16 protein-coding genes are annotated in these 13,970 nt (G+C 65.0%); 12 read left to right on the top strand and 4 right to left on the bottom strand.

Features of this window, described 5'->3' with window-relative positions; genetic code table 11:
* Positions 1-176 precede the first annotated feature (176 nt).
* From ACFOKJ_RS13345 to ACFOKJ_RS13290, 12 genes are all read left to right on the top strand, one after another.
* Positions 177-491 carry a cupin domain-containing protein gene (locus tag ACFOKJ_RS13345; RefSeq protein ID WP_390280440.1) on the top strand — a complete coding sequence of 105 codons (315 nt, stop codon included), beginning with the start codon at positions 177-179 and terminating at the stop codon, positions 489-491.
* Between the two features lie 141 nt (positions 492-632).
* Entirely contained in the window at positions 633-1,535 is a 903-nt protein-coding gene (locus ACFOKJ_RS13340) for a DMT family transporter (RefSeq protein WP_390280400.1), read from the top strand.
* A 367-nt stretch (positions 1,536-1,902) separates the two neighbouring features.
* A complete protein-coding gene (locus ACFOKJ_RS13335; RefSeq protein ID WP_390280397.1) occupies positions 1,903-2,229 on the top strand; it encodes a c-type cytochrome in 327 nt (108 codons plus the stop codon).
* A gap of 11 nt (positions 2,230-2,240) precedes the next feature.
* Positions 2,241-2,762, top strand: a complete 522-nt coding sequence (locus tag ACFOKJ_RS13330) for a hypothetical protein (RefSeq protein WP_390280394.1) — start codon at positions 2,241-2,243, stop codon at positions 2,760-2,762.
* Positions 2,763-2,775: 13 nt separating this feature from the next.
* The gene (locus tag ACFOKJ_RS13325) at positions 2,776-4,326 is read left to right on the top strand and encodes an FAD-binding oxidoreductase (RefSeq protein WP_390280391.1); all 1,551 of its coding nucleotides are present in this window, start codon (positions 2,776-2,778) and stop codon (positions 4,324-4,326) included.
* Positions 4,327-4,340: 14 nt separating this feature from the next.
* A complete protein-coding gene (locus ACFOKJ_RS13320; RefSeq protein WP_390280388.1) occupies positions 4,341-5,810 on the top strand; it encodes an aldehyde dehydrogenase family protein in 1,470 nt (489 codons plus the stop codon).
* Positions 5,811-5,869: 59 nt separating this feature from the next.
* The gene (locus ACFOKJ_RS13315) at positions 5,870-6,178 is read left to right on the top strand and encodes a high-potential iron-sulfur protein (protein ID WP_390280386.1); all 309 of its coding nucleotides are present in this window, start codon (positions 5,870-5,872) and stop codon (positions 6,176-6,178) included.
* A 153-nt stretch (positions 6,179-6,331) separates the two neighbouring features.
* Positions 6,332-6,511: a Sec-independent protein translocase subunit TatA gene (gene tatA / locus ACFOKJ_RS13310; protein WP_390280384.1), complete on the top strand. Its 180-nt coding sequence runs from the start codon at positions 6,332-6,334 to the stop codon at positions 6,509-6,511.
* Positions 6,512-6,691: 180 nt separating this feature from the next.
* Positions 6,692-8,143: an aldehyde dehydrogenase gene (locus ACFOKJ_RS13305; RefSeq protein WP_390280382.1), complete on the top strand. Its 1,452-nt coding sequence runs from the start codon at positions 6,692-6,694 to the stop codon at positions 8,141-8,143.
* Between the two features lie 203 nt (positions 8,144-8,346).
* Complete coding sequence (locus ACFOKJ_RS13300; protein ID WP_390280380.1) at positions 8,347-9,234, top strand: SphA family protein; 888 nt, start codon at positions 8,347-8,349, stop codon at positions 9,232-9,234.
* A gap of 222 nt (positions 9,235-9,456) precedes the next feature.
* Positions 9,457-10,365, top strand: a complete 909-nt coding sequence (locus ACFOKJ_RS13295; RefSeq protein WP_390280378.1) for a helix-turn-helix domain-containing protein — start codon at positions 9,457-9,459, stop codon at positions 10,363-10,365.
* Between the two features lie 109 nt (positions 10,366-10,474).
* Positions 10,475-11,302 (top strand): helix-turn-helix transcriptional regulator, encoded by an 828-nt coding sequence (locus tag ACFOKJ_RS13290; RefSeq protein WP_390280376.1) that lies wholly within the window; start codon positions 10,475-10,477, stop codon positions 11,300-11,302.
* Here ACFOKJ_RS13290 and ACFOKJ_RS13285 read toward each other — a convergent pair.
* The 4 genes from ACFOKJ_RS13285 to ACFOKJ_RS13270 form a co-directional block, all read right to left on the bottom strand.
* Complete coding sequence (locus ACFOKJ_RS13285; protein ID WP_390280374.1) at positions 11,279-11,833, bottom strand: NnrU family protein; 555 nt, start codon at positions 11,831-11,833, stop codon at positions 11,279-11,281. The two genes, ACFOKJ_RS13290 and ACFOKJ_RS13285, sit on opposite strands and share 24 nt — an antisense overlap.
* Before the next feature lie 137 nt (positions 11,834-11,970).
* Positions 11,971-12,558: a hypothetical protein gene (locus tag ACFOKJ_RS13280; protein ID WP_390280372.1), complete on the bottom strand. Its 588-nt coding sequence runs from the start codon at positions 12,556-12,558 to the stop codon at positions 11,971-11,973.
* A 12-nt stretch (positions 12,559-12,570) separates the two neighbouring features.
* Positions 12,571-13,191, bottom strand: a complete 621-nt coding sequence (locus ACFOKJ_RS13275; RefSeq protein WP_390280370.1) for an NAD(P)H-dependent oxidoreductase — start codon at positions 13,189-13,191, stop codon at positions 12,571-12,573.
* 34 nt (positions 13,192-13,225) lie between these two features.
* Positions 13,226-13,963: an SDR family NAD(P)-dependent oxidoreductase gene (locus ACFOKJ_RS13270; RefSeq protein WP_390280368.1), complete on the bottom strand. Its 738-nt coding sequence runs from the start codon at positions 13,961-13,963 to the stop codon at positions 13,226-13,228.
* Positions 13,964-13,970: the final 7 nt, after the last annotated feature.

Genomic DNA, 13,970 nt, shown 5'->3' with positions numbered 1-13,970 from the left:
GCCAATAGTCCGCAAGTTGGCCGCAAGCAGCTCAGCAATAGGGATACCGACAGGCCATATATTGGCCTGATCTGTCCGCAACAGGTCGGCTTCACCCCCGGTCAGGCGGGGAATGCGCGCGCACAATGCACGCCATTCCCCTGCCGTAGCGCCCACCACCGAGGAGACCCGACATGATGCAATTCACCCGCGCCCGCGACTTTACCGCCAGCCGCGCCTGGGGCGCCAAGGACATTGCCCGCCTGGATGGCATCAGCGCCCGCCTGCACTGGACCGATCAGCCCTACCACTGGCATGTCAACGATGGCGACGAGCTGTTCGTGGTGCTGGATGGCACGGTGCGCATGCACTACCGGCTGGCCGACCGCAGCGAGCAGCAGCAACTGCTGGAAGCCGGCGATATTTTCTACGCCGCCGCCGGCTGCGAACATATCGCCCACCCGCTGGGCGAGGCCCGCATCCTGGTAGTGGAGCGCGCCGGCAGCGAGTAAACGTGGTTGCGGCCAACCCTGCCGCGCCGCCTTGCCATTGGCAATGGCAGGGTTGCAGAACATGACGTTTGCCATTGGGGGGGCTGTGCCGCCGGCGAATGCTGCTTACAATCGCCATTCGCCAACTTATCGATTTCCGGCATGACTCCCCAATCTTCCCAGCGCCTGCTTGGCCAGGTGCAGATACTGCTGTCCGCCATCGGCTTCGGCAGCATGGCAATCTTTGCACGCTACGCCTACACCGAAGGCACCTCCACCCCCACCCTGCTGTTCCTGCGCTTTGGCCTGGCGGCTTGCCTGCTACTGCCGTGGTGTCTGTACCGTGGCCTGCCGTGGCCGCGCGGCAAATCGCTGCTGGTGCTGATCCTGATGGGCAGCCTGGGCTATGCCGGCATGTCCGCCTGCTACTTCAGCGGCCTGCGCTATGCCAATGCCGGCACCATCGCCCTGCTGCTGTACCTGTTCCCGGCGATTGTGCTGGTACTGTCCACCCTGCTGCTGAAAGAGCCGTTCACCCGCCGTCGCCTGCTGGCCACCAGCCTGGCGCTGGGCGGTTTGCTGGTCACCATCGGCCTGGACTTTCAGGCGCAACCGCTGGGCCTGCTGCTGGGCCTGGCCTCGGCGCTGATCTACTCGCTGTATATCCTGGCCGGCAGCCGGCTGGCCGACAGTGGCCACCCGCTCACCTCGGCCTGCGTGGTGGTCAGCTCGGCGGCGGCCTGCTACGGCGTGTGGCTGCTGCTGAACGGCATGCACCTGCCGCAGACAGCGGCTGGCTGGGGCGCCATTTTCGGCATCGTGCTGCTGGGTACTGTCGCGGCGCTGGCGCTATTCCTGGCGGGGCTGCAGCATACCGGCGCCACCCAGGCATCGCTGCTATCCACCGCCGAGCCGGTGGTAACCATCCTGCTGGCCTGGCTGTTCCTGGGCGAATCCATGAGCCTGCTGCAGATCGCCGGCGGCGGGCTGATCCTGCTGGCGGTACTGCTGATCAGCCGCGAAACCAGCCCGGAAGCGGTGGCGCTGACCGACCTGCACGACTAAACCCACTTGAGCCCCCACACAAAGCCCTTGCCCCCACGGCAAGGGCTTTGTTGTTTGTGCGCCGCAGCAGCAGCGGCATGAAACACTGCGCAGCGGCATGACAAGCATTTTTTAGGCATTTCAATAGCTTGCAACACGTAGTCGCGGCACTACATTTCCCAAAAAAGTATCAAACAACCCCAAAAAGCGACATTGAGGCAGCACCGCTTCCCGCTTAGAGTTTCCGCTCCAGTAACAGATCGGTCTTGCAAATACATTGCAATACATCAAGAAAAGACCATCGGACGGAGCGACTGCCAACAAGCGAAGCAGGGCAACACTCCCCTGAACGACCAGCGGCAGACACACACAACATCTAGGAGAACAAATGGTGAACAACGGGACCAGGATGGGTGCAGGCCGACTGCCGGCCGTGACCCTGGCCATGTTGCTGGCACTGCCGTTTGCCAGTGCGCAGGCACAGGGCGAGGCAGAGATCAGCAAGGGCCAGCAGTTTTACGAAAAAGTGTGCGCCAAGTGCCACGAAGCCGGCATCGGCCCGGTGCTGATCGGCCGCGGCCTGCCGGAGGCGGTATTCAAGCTGATTCCGCGCAGCGGGCTGCGCGCCATGCCGGCCTTCCGCGTCAGCGATATCGATGACGCCACCCTGCAAAGCCTGGCGACCTACCTCGCCAACGCCAAGCCGAAACAGTAAGGAGCACGCACATGAGTACTGATCGTCGCACCTTGCTCAAGGGCCTGGCTGCCGTTGGCCTGGCATTTACCGGCGGCTCGCTGGCCCATGCGGCCAACAGCCTGCCAGATACCGTGCAGCAGATGGGCAGCATGCCGCTGACCGCAGTGGTAAGCGGCAGCGCGGTAGACAGCCCGTTCCTGGCCGGCGTTACCGCCGCCAGCCAGCAGTTCGGCATGCAGCAGCAGCCGGCACTGAATCTGAACGGGCTGGATGGCTCGCTGCTGAACCATATCCACGCGCTGGCACAGGACAGCCAGAGCGCCATGCTGGTGGGCCTGGTGGATGACGCCACCGCCATCGTGCTGCTGGATCTGGTGCGCTCGTCCGGCGGCCGCGTGCTGTCGCAACAGCAGCACCGTCTTGGCGACGATGCCGCCGCCGTGCAGTTGGCCGCAGGGCTGGGCCGTGAGCTGGTAAGCCGCCCGGATGCGGTTACCGCCGCCACCCAGCCGGGTGGACAGCACTGCGTTTCCTTCTGCTGCGTGATCTGACCGGAGTTACCCCATGGCTAGCAAATATCTCGCCCTGCCCAAAGGCGTTACCGAGGCCCGCTTCGACGCGGCCATCAAGAAATTCACCGCCGCGCTGGGCAAGGACAATGTCCTGACTTCCGCCGAGCACCTGCAACCGTATACCAAGGTGATGATGGCGGTGGATGCCGCCAAGCACACCCCTTCCGCCGTGGTGATGGCCACCAGCGTGGAAGAAGTGCAGGCGGTGGTGAAGATCTGCAACGAGTACAAGATTCCGGTGTGGTCGATCTCCACCGGGCGCAACTTCGGCTACGGCTCCGCCGCGCCGGTGGAGCGCGGCCAGATCGTGCTCGATCTGAAAAAGATGAACAAGATCATCCACATCGACCCGGAGCTGTGCACCGCGCTGGTGGAGCCGGGCGTGACCTACCAGATGCTGTACGACTACATCGAGGAGCACAAGCTGCCGCTGATGCTGTCGTTCTCGGCGCCGTCCGCCATTGCCGGCCCGGTGGGCAACACCATGGACCGCGGCGTGGGCTACACCCCGTATGGCGAGCACTTCCTGATGCAGTGCGGCATGGAGCTGGTGCTGGCCAATGGCGACGTGCTGCGCACCGGCATGGGCGGGGTGAAGGGCAGCAACTCCTGGCAGGTGTTCAAGTGGGGTTACGGCCCGACGCTGGATGGCATGTTCACCCAGGCCAACTACGGCATCTGTACCAAGATGGGCTTCTGGCTGATGCCCAAGCCGCCGGTGTTCAAGCCGTTCGAGATCAAGTTCGACAACGAGGCCGACATCAGCGAGATCGTGGAAATGCTGCGCCCGCTGCGCATCGCCAACATCATCCCCAATGCGGTGGTGATTGCCGGCACGCTGTGGGAAGCCGCCACCTGCAACACTCGCCGTTCCGACTACATCACCACCCCCGGCCACACCCCGGACCACATCATCAAGCAGATCCAGAAGGACAAGGACCTGGGTGCCTGGAACGTGTATGCCGCGCTGTACGGCACGCAGGAGCAGGTGGATGTGAACTGGAAGATCATCACCGAGGTGCTGAAAAAGGCCGGCAAGGGCCGCATCGTCACCCAGGAAGAAGCCGGTGACCGCCAGCCGTTCAAGTACCGCTCGCAGCTGATGTCCGGTGTGCCCAATCTGCAGGAATTCGGCCTGTACAACTGGCGCGGCGGCGGTGGCTCGATGTGGTTCGCCCCGGTGAGCCAGGCGCGCGGCAGCGAGTGCGACAAGCAGGCCAAGATGGCCAAGGAAATCCTCAACAAGTACGGCTTCGACTACGTGGGCGAGTTCATCGTCGGCTGGCGCGACATGCACCACGTGATCGACGTGCTGTACGACCGCAGCAGCGAGGAAGAAACCAAGCGCGCCCACGACTGTTTTGCCGAGCTGCTGGACGAGTTCGAGAAGCATGGTTACGCGGTGTACCGCGTCAACACCGCCTTCCAGGAACGGGTGGCCAACAGCTACGGCCAGGTAAAGCGCGAGGTGGAGCGCAAGATCAAGCGCGCGCTGGACCCGAACGGCATTCTGGCACCGGGCAAGTCCGGCATCCGTATCTGAGCAAGGAAACAGACATGAGCAAGCAAGCTTACGACGGCTTCGAACTGCAGCCGATCGCCGGCCAGTGGCGCCTGGGCGGCAGCAGCCAGCGCCTGATCGACAGCAACCCCTACTCCGGCGACACGCTGCTGGAGCTGCAGCTGGCCAGCCGTGCCGACGTGGATGCCGCCTATGCCGCTGCCGATGCCGCTCAGGCGGAATGGGCCGCCCGGCTGCCGGAAGAACGCGCCGCCGTGCTGCAGCGCGTGGTGGAGATCATGCTGGCACGCGCCGAGGAGATCCAGGACTGGATCGTGCGTGAATCCGGCAGCTCGCGCCTGAAGGCCATCATCGAATGGGACAGCGCGCGTCGCATCACCCAGGAGGCGGCGACATTCTGCAACCGGGTGGAAGGCCGCATCCTGGCCTCCGCCATCCCCAACCAGGAAAGCCGCGTCTACCGTGCGCCGCTGGGCGTGGTGGGCGTGATCAGCCCGTGGAACTTCCCCTACCACCTTACCGCCCGCTCCATCGCTCCGGCCCTGGCGCTGGGCAATGCGGTGGTGGTGAAGCCGGCCAGCGACACCCCGGTGTGCGGCGGCCTGCTGCTGGCGAAGATCTACGAAGAAGCCGGCCTGCCGCCGGGGCTGTTCAGCGTGGCGGCCGGTGCCGGCAGCGAGATCGGCGACCATTTCGTGGCCCACCCGGTGCCCAGCCTGATTTCCTTCACCGGTTCCACCGAGGTTGGCCGCAACGTTGGCCGCATCGCCACCGGCGGGCAGCACATCAAGCGCGTGGCGCTGGAGCTGGGCGGCAACGCCCCGCTGGTGGTGCTGGACGACGCCGATGTGGAACTGGCGGCGCAGGCGGCGGTAGTTGGCCGCTTCCTGCACCAGGGCCAGATCTGCATGAGCACCAACCGCGTGATCGTGGATGCCAAAGTGCACGACCAGTTGGTGGCGGCGCTCAAGGCGCGCATCGAGAAGCTGCCGTATGGCGACCCGGCCAACCCGGCCAACATCGTCGGCCCGCTGATCAACGGCAAGCAGCTGGACAGCGTGCTGACCAAGATCGAACAGGCGAAAAAAGACGGCGCCCGCCTGCTGGTGGGCGGCGCGCCGCATGGCAATGTGCTGCCGCCGCACCTGTTCGTGGATGTGGACCCGAGCTGGTCGATTGCCGTGGACGAAACTTTCGGCCCGGTGCTGCCGGTGATCAAGGCCCGCGACGAGGCGCATGCCCTGCAGCTGGCCAATGCGTCGGAATACGGCTTGTCCAGCGCGGTATTCACCCGTGACTACGCACGAGGTTTGCGTTTTGCCAAAGGCATTCGTGCCGGGATGTGCCACATTAACGATATCACCGTGGACGACCAGACCAATGCGCCATTCGGTGGCGAGAAGAATTCCGGTCTTGGCCGCTTCAACGGTGAGTGGGCGATCGAGGAATTCACCCGTGCCCAGTGGGTGACGGTGCAGTTCCAGCCGCGCCCATACCCGTTCTGACACATCTTTCACAGCCGCAAGGCCGGCGGCAGCGCCGCCGGTAGACACAGGAGTCAAACATGCAATCGCGTCGCAGTTTTCTGATCAAGAGCGTAGGTGTCGTTTCCGCCCTGGCCGTAGCCCGCACCGCGCTGGCCGCTTCCCCGAAAGTGGACGAGAAAGACCCGGCAGCCGTAGCGCTGGGCTATGCCGCCGATGCCAGCAAGATGGACAAGGCCAAGCACCCGAAATACGCCGCCGGCCAGTCCTGTAGCAACTGCCAGTTCTACCAGGGCAAGGCCACCGACGCGTTCGCCCCTTGTCCGATGCTGGGTGGCAAGCAGGTAGCCGGCAAAGGCTGGTGCAACGTATACGCCAAGAAGGCCTGATCGATGCCCGGCCCGCAAGCCACGCGGGTCGGCATCTCCAGCCTTGACTTACCGGCGGAGCCGTCATGCACGGCCCCGCCGGGAGCCAGCATCGCTGGCGTATCGATAGTTCCAGCTACACGGGCGCATCGACAGTTGTTAAGGAGACATTCCATGGGTTCATTCAGCCTGATGCACTGGCTGATCGTGCTGGCAGTAGTGGTGCTGGTATTCGGCACCGGCAAGTTGCGCAGCCTCGGTGAAGACCTCGGCGGTGCGGTGCGCGGCTTCAAGCAGGGCATGCGCGGCGAGGCAGAGCAAGACAGCGAACACAAGGACAACACCCCGTCCTGAGCAGCCGCTAGCGGCACGACTTCGGGGCACCTCGAAAAACTCCCGCTTTCGTCGCGATACTGCGTTGCTCACGAAAAATTTCTCCTTACATATCAAATATATGCTGCGTCAGAATTTTGCGTTCGCGCCTTGTCTCGCTTAGAAATCAGGGTTTTTCGAGGCGCCCTACGGAGTAGCGCCATGCTGCAAGCCATGCTGTTCATCAACAACCAGGACGTACCGTCGTCGGACGGCGCCAGCTTCGACTGCCTGAACCCCATTGACGGCAGCATCGCCAGCCAGGCGGCTGCCGCCACGGTGGAAAGCGCCATGGCAGCGGTGAATGCCGCCACGGCAGCGTTTGGCACCTGGTCGCGCATCTTGCCGCAGCAGCGGCGTGAGCTGCTGAACCGCGCCGCCGAGCTGATCCTGGCGCGCAGCGAACAGTTCAGCCAGGCGATGAGCGCCGAAACCGGCGCCACCGCGGCCTGGGGCGCATTCAATTGCCAGCTGGCAGCCGGCATCTTCCGCGAGGCGGCGGCGCTGGTAACGCAGATCCAGGGCGAACTGCCGCCTTCCAACCGCGAAGGCGCCATCGAAATGGTGCTGCGGCAGCCTGCCGGCGTGGTGCTGGCGTTTGCACCGTGGAACGCGCCGGTGCTGCTGGCGGCACGCGCGGTAGCCATGCCGCTGGCCTGTGGCAATACCGTGGTGCTGAAAGGCTCCGAGCTGTGCCCCTACACCCACCGCCTGCTGGGCGAAGTGCTGGCCGAGGCCGGTCTGCCACCGGGGGTGCTGAACGTGGTGCTGAACGCCCCTGCCGATGCGGCCACGGTCGTCGAGGCGCTGATTCGCCACCCTGCCGTGCGGCGAGTGAACTTTACCGGCTCCACCCGGGTTGGCCGCAGCATCGCCGAAGTGGCGGCTCGCTATCTGAAGCGCTGCCTGCTGGAGCTGGGCGGCAAGGCGCCGCTGCTGGTGCTGGCCGATGCCGACCTGGATGCCGCGGTGCAGGCGGCGGCCTTCGGCGCCTTCTTCAACCAGGGGCAGATCTGCATGTCCACCGAACGCATCATCGTGGACGCGCGCATTGCCGACGACTTCGTGCAGCGGCTGGCCGACAAGGCGCGCAGCCTGAAAGCCGGCCTGCCGGGCGAGGCGGATTGCGCGCTGGGGTCGATGATCAGCGCCGGCGCCGCCAGCCGGGTGCTGGCCATGGTGCAGGATGCCGTGGGCAAGGGTGCCGAGCTGGTGGCCGGCGGCCAGGTACGCGGTAGCGTGATGGCTGCCACGGTGGTGGATCATGTCACCCCCGCGATGCGGCTGTATGCCGAGGAATCGTTCGGCCCGGTGGTGGCGGTGCTGCGTTTTGACGACGTGGAGGAAGCCATCTCGCTGGCCAATGACTCCGAATACGGTCTGTCGGCGGCGGTGTTCGGCCGCGATGTGATGCAGGCGCTGGAAGTGGCGCGGCGCATCGAATCCGGCATCTGCCATATCAACGGCCCCACGGTGCAGGACCAGGCGCAGGTGCCGTTTGGCGGCCTGAAGGACAGTGGCTACGGCCGTTTTGGCGGCCGCGGTGCCATAGACGAATTCACCGAGCTGCGCTGGATCAGCATCCAGACCCTGCCGCAGCAGTACCCGATCTAGCAGAAGCAGGCAGAATCCGGCCGCTTCTGGCCACTGCCAACCCGGCGGTGGCCGGCCAGACCGTACGTCGCTACCCCGACGCCCGGCAATGGCCACTACCCGCAGCGGGACGCCGCGCTGCCCGTCCCGCCTGTGTTGCATTGCAGGCAGCGCTTTTTCACGCTCACACATAATGACAAACACATAAAACGGAGAGTTTTACCATGCACACAGCAGCAAAGATCGTCACCCTGCTCGCCAGCACCACCCTGGCAGCCAGCAGTCTGGCCACCGAAAACGGCGGCGGCATGTACCCCAACGGCAACGAGAACTACCTGACCGGCGCGCTGCCGCCGGCGGGCTTCTACGTGCTGGGCTATGCCTCCAGCTACAGCGCCGATTCGCTGCGCGGCAACGACGGCGCGCAGCTGCCGGTGAACTTCAAGCTGCGTGCCAATGCCGTGGCACCGCGCTTCATCTGGGTGACCGAGCAGCCACTGGCCGGCGGCAAGCTGGCGCTGCACGCCATCACCCCGCTGGTGGAGCTGGACGCCACGGTGGACGGCCAGTCGCAGCGCAAGCGCGAGCTGGGTGACATCGTGCTGGGCGGTGGCGCCGCCTACCATGTGTCGGACAAGCTGCACTACTACGTGGGACTGGATGTGAATGCCCCCACCGGCCAGTTCGACAAGAATGACCTGGTCAACGTTGGCCGCAACTACTGGAACGTGGAACCGCTGGTGGCCATCAGCTACGTGCAGCCCAAGGGCATCAATGCCGATCTGAAGCTGATGTACGACTACAACTGGAAAAACCGCGACACCGACTACCGCAGCGGCCAGGAGCTGCATGCCGACTACGCGCTGGGCTGGGGCTTCGGCAATGGCTGGGTGGCCGGCGTGGGGGGCTATGCCTACCGCCAGATCAGCGATGACCAGGGGCCGAACGTGCCGGCGCATGGCAACCGCGGCCAGGCTTTCGCCATCGGGCCGTCCATCAAGTACGACAACGGCAAGGGCTTCTTTGTCACCGCCAAGTGGCAGCAGGAAAGCCAGGTGGCCAACCGCGCCCGCGGCGAGGAGTTCAAGCTGCGGATGACCGTGCCGTTCTAAGAGCCTGCTCACGATCTGCTGCGCGTCGGCGATACTGCGTTAAAAACGCCTTCGGAATGCTCATTTACTATTTGTAAACTCCGCTTCCTCAGCCGCTTTTGCCTTGTCTCGCCCTAGCTCGCGAGAACGTGAACACGTTCTAAGCGCCCCACAAACCACTGCTGCGCAAACAGGGCGGCCTGCCGTTATCATGGCAAGGCCGCCCTGTCCTGCCTGGCCATCATGCCCATCACCACTGACTACTGGCAGCACATCAACAGCAATGCTGCTGCCCACCGTATCGACACCACGCTGGATGCGCGCCGCTACGCGCTGGCCAACGGCCGCCATGCCACCGCGCATGCCGCCATCCTGCTGCTAAGCGGCAGCGCGCAGCTGGGCCTGGGCAAGGACAGCCTGCAGCTGCAGGCACCGGCGCTGGCCTGGGTGGAAGTGCCGCCACAGGGCTATCTGCGCGTCAATGCCGGCAGTGCCGGCTACCTGCTGTCGCTGTCCGACCTGCTGGTGAAGGAAGCCGTGGGCCAGAGCGCGGAATCGGTGCCACTGCGCTATCTTGCCGAGCGCCGTGTGCTGCAGAACCAGCTGGACGACCGCGAGGCGCTGGAGGAACTGGCGCAGTCCTGCCGCAGCATCGAGCGCGAGCTCAAGCGCGGCGGCAAGGCATCGTGGCGGTTTCTTGGCGCCCACCTGTCATTGTTGCTGATCCACTGCTGGCGGCTATCCGGCATGGAAGATGTCAGCCAGCAGGCGCACAGCACCGATTCGGCACTGCTGATGCGCTATCGCCACCTGGCCGAACTGCACCTGCGCGAGCACTGGAAAATCGCCGACTACGCCCGTGCGCTGGGTATCTCGCACGACCGGCTGCACGATATCTGCATGCGCACCCTGCAGCGCAGCCCGCTGGCGCTGCTGCACAACCGTCTCACGCACGAAGCCTGCCTGCGGCTGCTGCGCTCCGGCCTGACCATCGAACAGGTAGCCGCCGACCTGGGCTTTCGCAGCACCACCCATTTCAGCCGCTTCTTCCGCAACAACACCGGGCTGAGCCCGGCGCGCTACCGCACCGCGGCCAAGCACCCCAGCAGCCCGGAAACCAGCATCATCCGCAACTATGCCGACTGGCCATGAAGCCCTTTGGCTGGCGACTGGCTGGCCGTCATCTCACAGCTGATGCCCGACGCATGCAACGGCACCGGCAAAACCGGGTAGAATTGCGTTTTACTCAAAATGCATATTCATGATGCTTGCGCAACACCTTGCCCCTGCCGAACAACTGACCCTGGTAAAGGTCATTGATGCCTTGCAACAAGTGGCCACCATCAGCCAGTTCTTCGGCTGCCTGGATGGCATCTTCCAGCAGCTGCTGGCCCATGAATGCATGGCCTGCGGCATCGTACAGATCAGCCAGGGCAGCGTGCGGCCACGCCATATGCTGTTGCACCACTTTCCTGCCGCCTACCTGGCGCAGATCCGCCAGGCGGACGGCAGCCTGTGCAGCCCGGCGCTGGCCTACTGGTGCCAGCACCGCGAGCCGATGGCCATCAACCTGCATGACCCGGAGCCGCACTGGCCCGAAAGCATGCTGGCCCATGCCCGCACCTTCGAGCTGGTCAACCTGCTCAGCCATGGTCACACCGATATCGGCAGCACGCAGGGCAGCTATTTCAGTTTTCACCGCATCCGGGCGGAGCTGGGGCCACGGCATGTCGCGCTGATGCGCTGCCTGACGCCCCACCTGCACCTGGCCCTGCTGCGTGCGCTGTCTGCGCAGGCCGAGCATGCCCCGGCCATGCCACCGGCGCCCCCCCGGCTGACACCCAGGCAGCGGGAAGTGCTGCACTGGCTGTCACTGGGCAAGACCAACTGGGAAATCAGCCGGATCCTGGAAACCTCGGAAGACAACGTGAAGTATCACGTTGGCCGCCTGCTGGCCCTGCTTGATGCCGGCAACCGGGTGGATGCGGTGGTGAAGGCGATGCAGCTGCAACTGCTGGATGCGCAGGCGGCGGACAGCCGCCACCTGACCAGTGCCAGCATCAGCCTATACCAGCCCCACCCCGAATAGCAGCGCATGCCAGCTGCGCAATAGCACCTCGGCCGAAACGCCAGCCAGCACGGCCAGCACGTCGAATTGCCAGCGTGCCGTCTGGCTGCCGGCAGACCAGCCACGGCGCTGCTGCAGCCAGGCAGCCAGCAACGCATAGCCGGCAAAGCTGCCGAACAGCAGCAGCCCCGTAAACTGGCCGCCATTAGCCAGCAGATGGCCAAGCGCCCACAACAACACGCCCAGCAGCATGGGGTGCCGCAGCCAGCGCCGCAGATGCCCCGGCAGCTGCGCTGCCACGATCAGCACCATGGCCAGCGGCATCAGCAGACCGGCAAGTTGCCGCGCGCTGGCATCGGCAATCAGGCCGCCGCCGGCATGCGGCACATAGGACAGCACTACCAGGGCGAGGCCGCCAGCCGCCAGCAGGCTGAAGCCGGCCCGGTAGTACAACGGCCCCAGGCGACGCAGCAGCGCGCCGCGCAGGCGCGGCATGGCAGGCAGCAGGTGGATACCAAAAAACAGCAGCAGGCCAAACAGCAGAATGGTCATGGATATGCCTTGCAAACAGGAAAATGGAAGGACGCCGCGAAAACCCGGATTTCCAGGCGAGCCAGCGCGCAAACGGTAGCTGCGCGCTGGCGCTTTTCGCGGCGCCCACTGGTGATGGGTATAGCAGCCAGGGCAACTCAGCCAGCCGCGCCGCGCTCCGCTTGGCGCCGGATCTGGCGCAGCATGCGCTGCCTTATCCAGCCGCTGGCCGGGCGGATCAGCCACCAGTAGGCCGTCATCCAGCGGCGCTCCTGCGGATCCGGGCAATGAATGCCGGTTTCGGTAGTCAGCATTACCTGCCCCGCCCCGGTCTGGCGAACATGGAACAGCAACACCAGCTTGGCTACGCCGGGCTGGGCATGGCGGTAGAACGCCTCGGCGCTGTCGAGTGCCACCAGCCCGTAATCGGCCTGCCAGAAGCGCCCGGCCAGGCCGAAAGCACACCAGCTGTGGCCATCGCCCCCCAGTGGCACGAAATCTGCCAGCCCGAAGGGGGCGCCCACCCTGCCGCGGCCCAGCCCGAGGCGTTGCCGCATGCGGCCCGGCCATTCACGCACCGCGATCAGCGCGCGGATCACCGCATCCTCGCGTCCGCTCATGGCGGCCACTGCGGCCAACACCTGGCTGCCTTCGGCGCGAACCGGTATTTGATGCGCCTCGTGGAAGTGGCAGACAAAGGCATCCGCCCCCGGCGCCCCGGGCAGCGTTGCCAGCAGATGGAACATCGCCAGCCCGCCCTACTGCGCGGCGCCGGCCAGCGCGGCAGCCTGCAGGAAGCGCTGCTGCAGTGCGCCCATCGAGTCCGTTACCAGCTGGTCATGCTCGCGTACCGGGTTGAAGTCACCAAGCACGTACTGCTGCAGGCGCGCCGAGCTGCGGGCGATGTCATCCTCGCTGGCGACAATGGAGCGGTACAGGCTGAACGGCGGCAGGTAGATGCCCCCGGTGTAGTTGACCGACTGCTGCAAGGGACGCAGCAGTTCGTCCAGCGTGAAGTGGTTGTAGCCGCCGGCCCGGTAGGCGCGCTCGGAACTGCCCACCGAGGTGCAGATCACCCACTGCTTGCCATGCAGCTTGTCACCACCGGTGGCGTAGGCAAAACCGGGCAGCAATACCTGATCCATCCAGTGCTTCAACAGCGCCGGTGCCGAATACCAGTACAGCGGGAACAGCAGCACGTAACGGTCGTGCTGCAGCAGCAGCGCCTGTTCATGCGCGATATCCAGCGCGCCATCCGGATAACGGGCAGCCAGGTCGTGCACCGTCACTTGCGGCTGCTGCTGCAGATCCTGCAGCCAGTGGCGGCAAACCCGGGACGAGGCCAGATCGGGGTGGGCGGCAATTACCAGTACTTTCATCTTTGCTTCCTTTTTTTCAAGGCAGTCGCTGCATTCACTGCAGCAGACTGCGGATTTCCACAAAATCACCACTGGCCAGCTGTTGCTGCAAACGGCCCTGCAACAGCTGATCCAGCTGACGCGCGCGCTGCTGCGGGCTGGCCAGGTAGCCCGGCTCGTCGCTGCGCTGGCGCAGCGCGGCGATGGCGGGAAAATCGCCCGCCAGCGGCAACGCCAGCACCTGCTGCGACAACGGGGTATCCACACTGCACAGGCCGATGGCGGCAAAGAACACCTGCGGGTGCTCCAGCGCATACAGCTTGGCCAGCATGTTCAGCGTGGCCTTGGACAGCGCATAACCGCTGTTGCCCGCCCTGGCGCGCACCCCGGCAATGGAGGCCGAGAAGACGCAGTTGCGAATCGCCACGCCGCCGTGCAGCAGCACGTCCAGCACGGTCTTGTTGGCCCACACATTGATGTCCATCAGCTGCTGGATGTCCGCCAGCGGCACATCGCTCAGGCTTGCGATCTGCTGGCTGAAGCGCCCGGCGTTGAGAAACACGTGGTCCAGCGCCGTCAGCCCCTGGGTTTCCAGCAGGAAGCGACGCAGCGTGGCCTGCGCCGTCAGCGGCACCGCCAGGTCCACCGGGCAGAAGCGAAAGCGCGGATGCGCCAGCAGCTCCTGCGGCTGGCGGCGGCTCAGGCCGTATACCGTGGCGCCGGATGCCAGATAGTGCTCGGCCAGCGCGTGGCCGATGCCGCTGCTCACGCCGGTAATCAAAACCTTGCTCATGCTTGTC

Source organism: Vogesella amnigena, assembly GCF_042648905.1.
Classification (GTDB): domain Bacteria; phylum Pseudomonadota; class Gammaproteobacteria; order Burkholderiales; family Chromobacteriaceae; genus Vogesella; species Vogesella amnigena.
The sequence above is the reverse complement of the archived record's forward strand: the minus strand, read 5'-3'. Positions and strand labels throughout refer to the sequence as shown.

What these genes read in the sequence shown, in the direction of transcription:
- ACFOKJ_RS13345 (WP_390280440.1), top strand. Translation starts at nt 177, where the DNA reads ATGCAATTCACCCGCGCCCGCGACTTTACCGCCAGCCGCGCCTGGGGC.
- ACFOKJ_RS13340 (WP_390280400.1), top strand. Translation starts at nt 633, where the DNA reads ATGACTCCCCAATCTTCCCAGCGCCTGCTTGGCCAGGTGCAGATACTG.
- ACFOKJ_RS13335 (WP_390280397.1), top strand. Translation starts at nt 1,903, where the DNA reads ATGGTGAACAACGGGACCAGGATGGGTGCAGGCCGACTGCCGGCCGTG.
- ACFOKJ_RS13330 (WP_390280394.1), top strand. Translation starts at nt 2,241, where the DNA reads ATGAGTACTGATCGTCGCACCTTGCTCAAGGGCCTGGCTGCCGTTGGC.
- ACFOKJ_RS13325 (WP_390280391.1), top strand. Translation starts at nt 2,776, where the DNA reads ATGGCTAGCAAATATCTCGCCCTGCCCAAAGGCGTTACCGAGGCCCGC.
- ACFOKJ_RS13320 (WP_390280388.1), top strand. Translation starts at nt 4,341, where the DNA reads ATGAGCAAGCAAGCTTACGACGGCTTCGAACTGCAGCCGATCGCCGGC.
- ACFOKJ_RS13315 (WP_390280386.1), top strand. Translation starts at nt 5,870, where the DNA reads ATGCAATCGCGTCGCAGTTTTCTGATCAAGAGCGTAGGTGTCGTTTCC.
- tatA (WP_390280384.1), top strand. Translation starts at nt 6,332, where the DNA reads ATGGGTTCATTCAGCCTGATGCACTGGCTGATCGTGCTGGCAGTAGTG.
- ACFOKJ_RS13305 (WP_390280382.1), top strand. Translation starts at nt 6,692, where the DNA reads ATGCTGCAAGCCATGCTGTTCATCAACAACCAGGACGTACCGTCGTCG.
- ACFOKJ_RS13300 (WP_390280380.1), top strand. Translation starts at nt 8,347, where the DNA reads ATGCACACAGCAGCAAAGATCGTCACCCTGCTCGCCAGCACCACCCTG.
- ACFOKJ_RS13295 (WP_390280378.1), top strand. Translation starts at nt 9,457, where the DNA reads ATGCCCATCACCACTGACTACTGGCAGCACATCAACAGCAATGCTGCT.
- ACFOKJ_RS13290 (WP_390280376.1), top strand. Translation starts at nt 10,475, where the DNA reads ATGATGCTTGCGCAACACCTTGCCCCTGCCGAACAACTGACCCTGGTA.
- ACFOKJ_RS13285 (WP_390280374.1), bottom strand. Translation starts at nt 11,833, where the DNA reads ATGACCATTCTGCTGTTTGGCCTGCTGCTGTTTTTTGGTATCCACCTG.
- ACFOKJ_RS13280 (WP_390280372.1), bottom strand. Translation starts at nt 12,558, where the DNA reads ATGTTCCATCTGCTGGCAACGCTGCCCGGGGCGCCGGGGGCGGATGCC.
- ACFOKJ_RS13275 (WP_390280370.1), bottom strand. Translation starts at nt 13,191, where the DNA reads ATGAAAGTACTGGTAATTGCCGCCCACCCCGATCTGGCCTCGTCCCGG.
- ACFOKJ_RS13270 (WP_390280368.1), bottom strand. Translation starts at nt 13,963, where the DNA reads ATGAGCAAGGTTTTGATTACCGGCGTGAGCAGCGGCATCGGCCACGCG.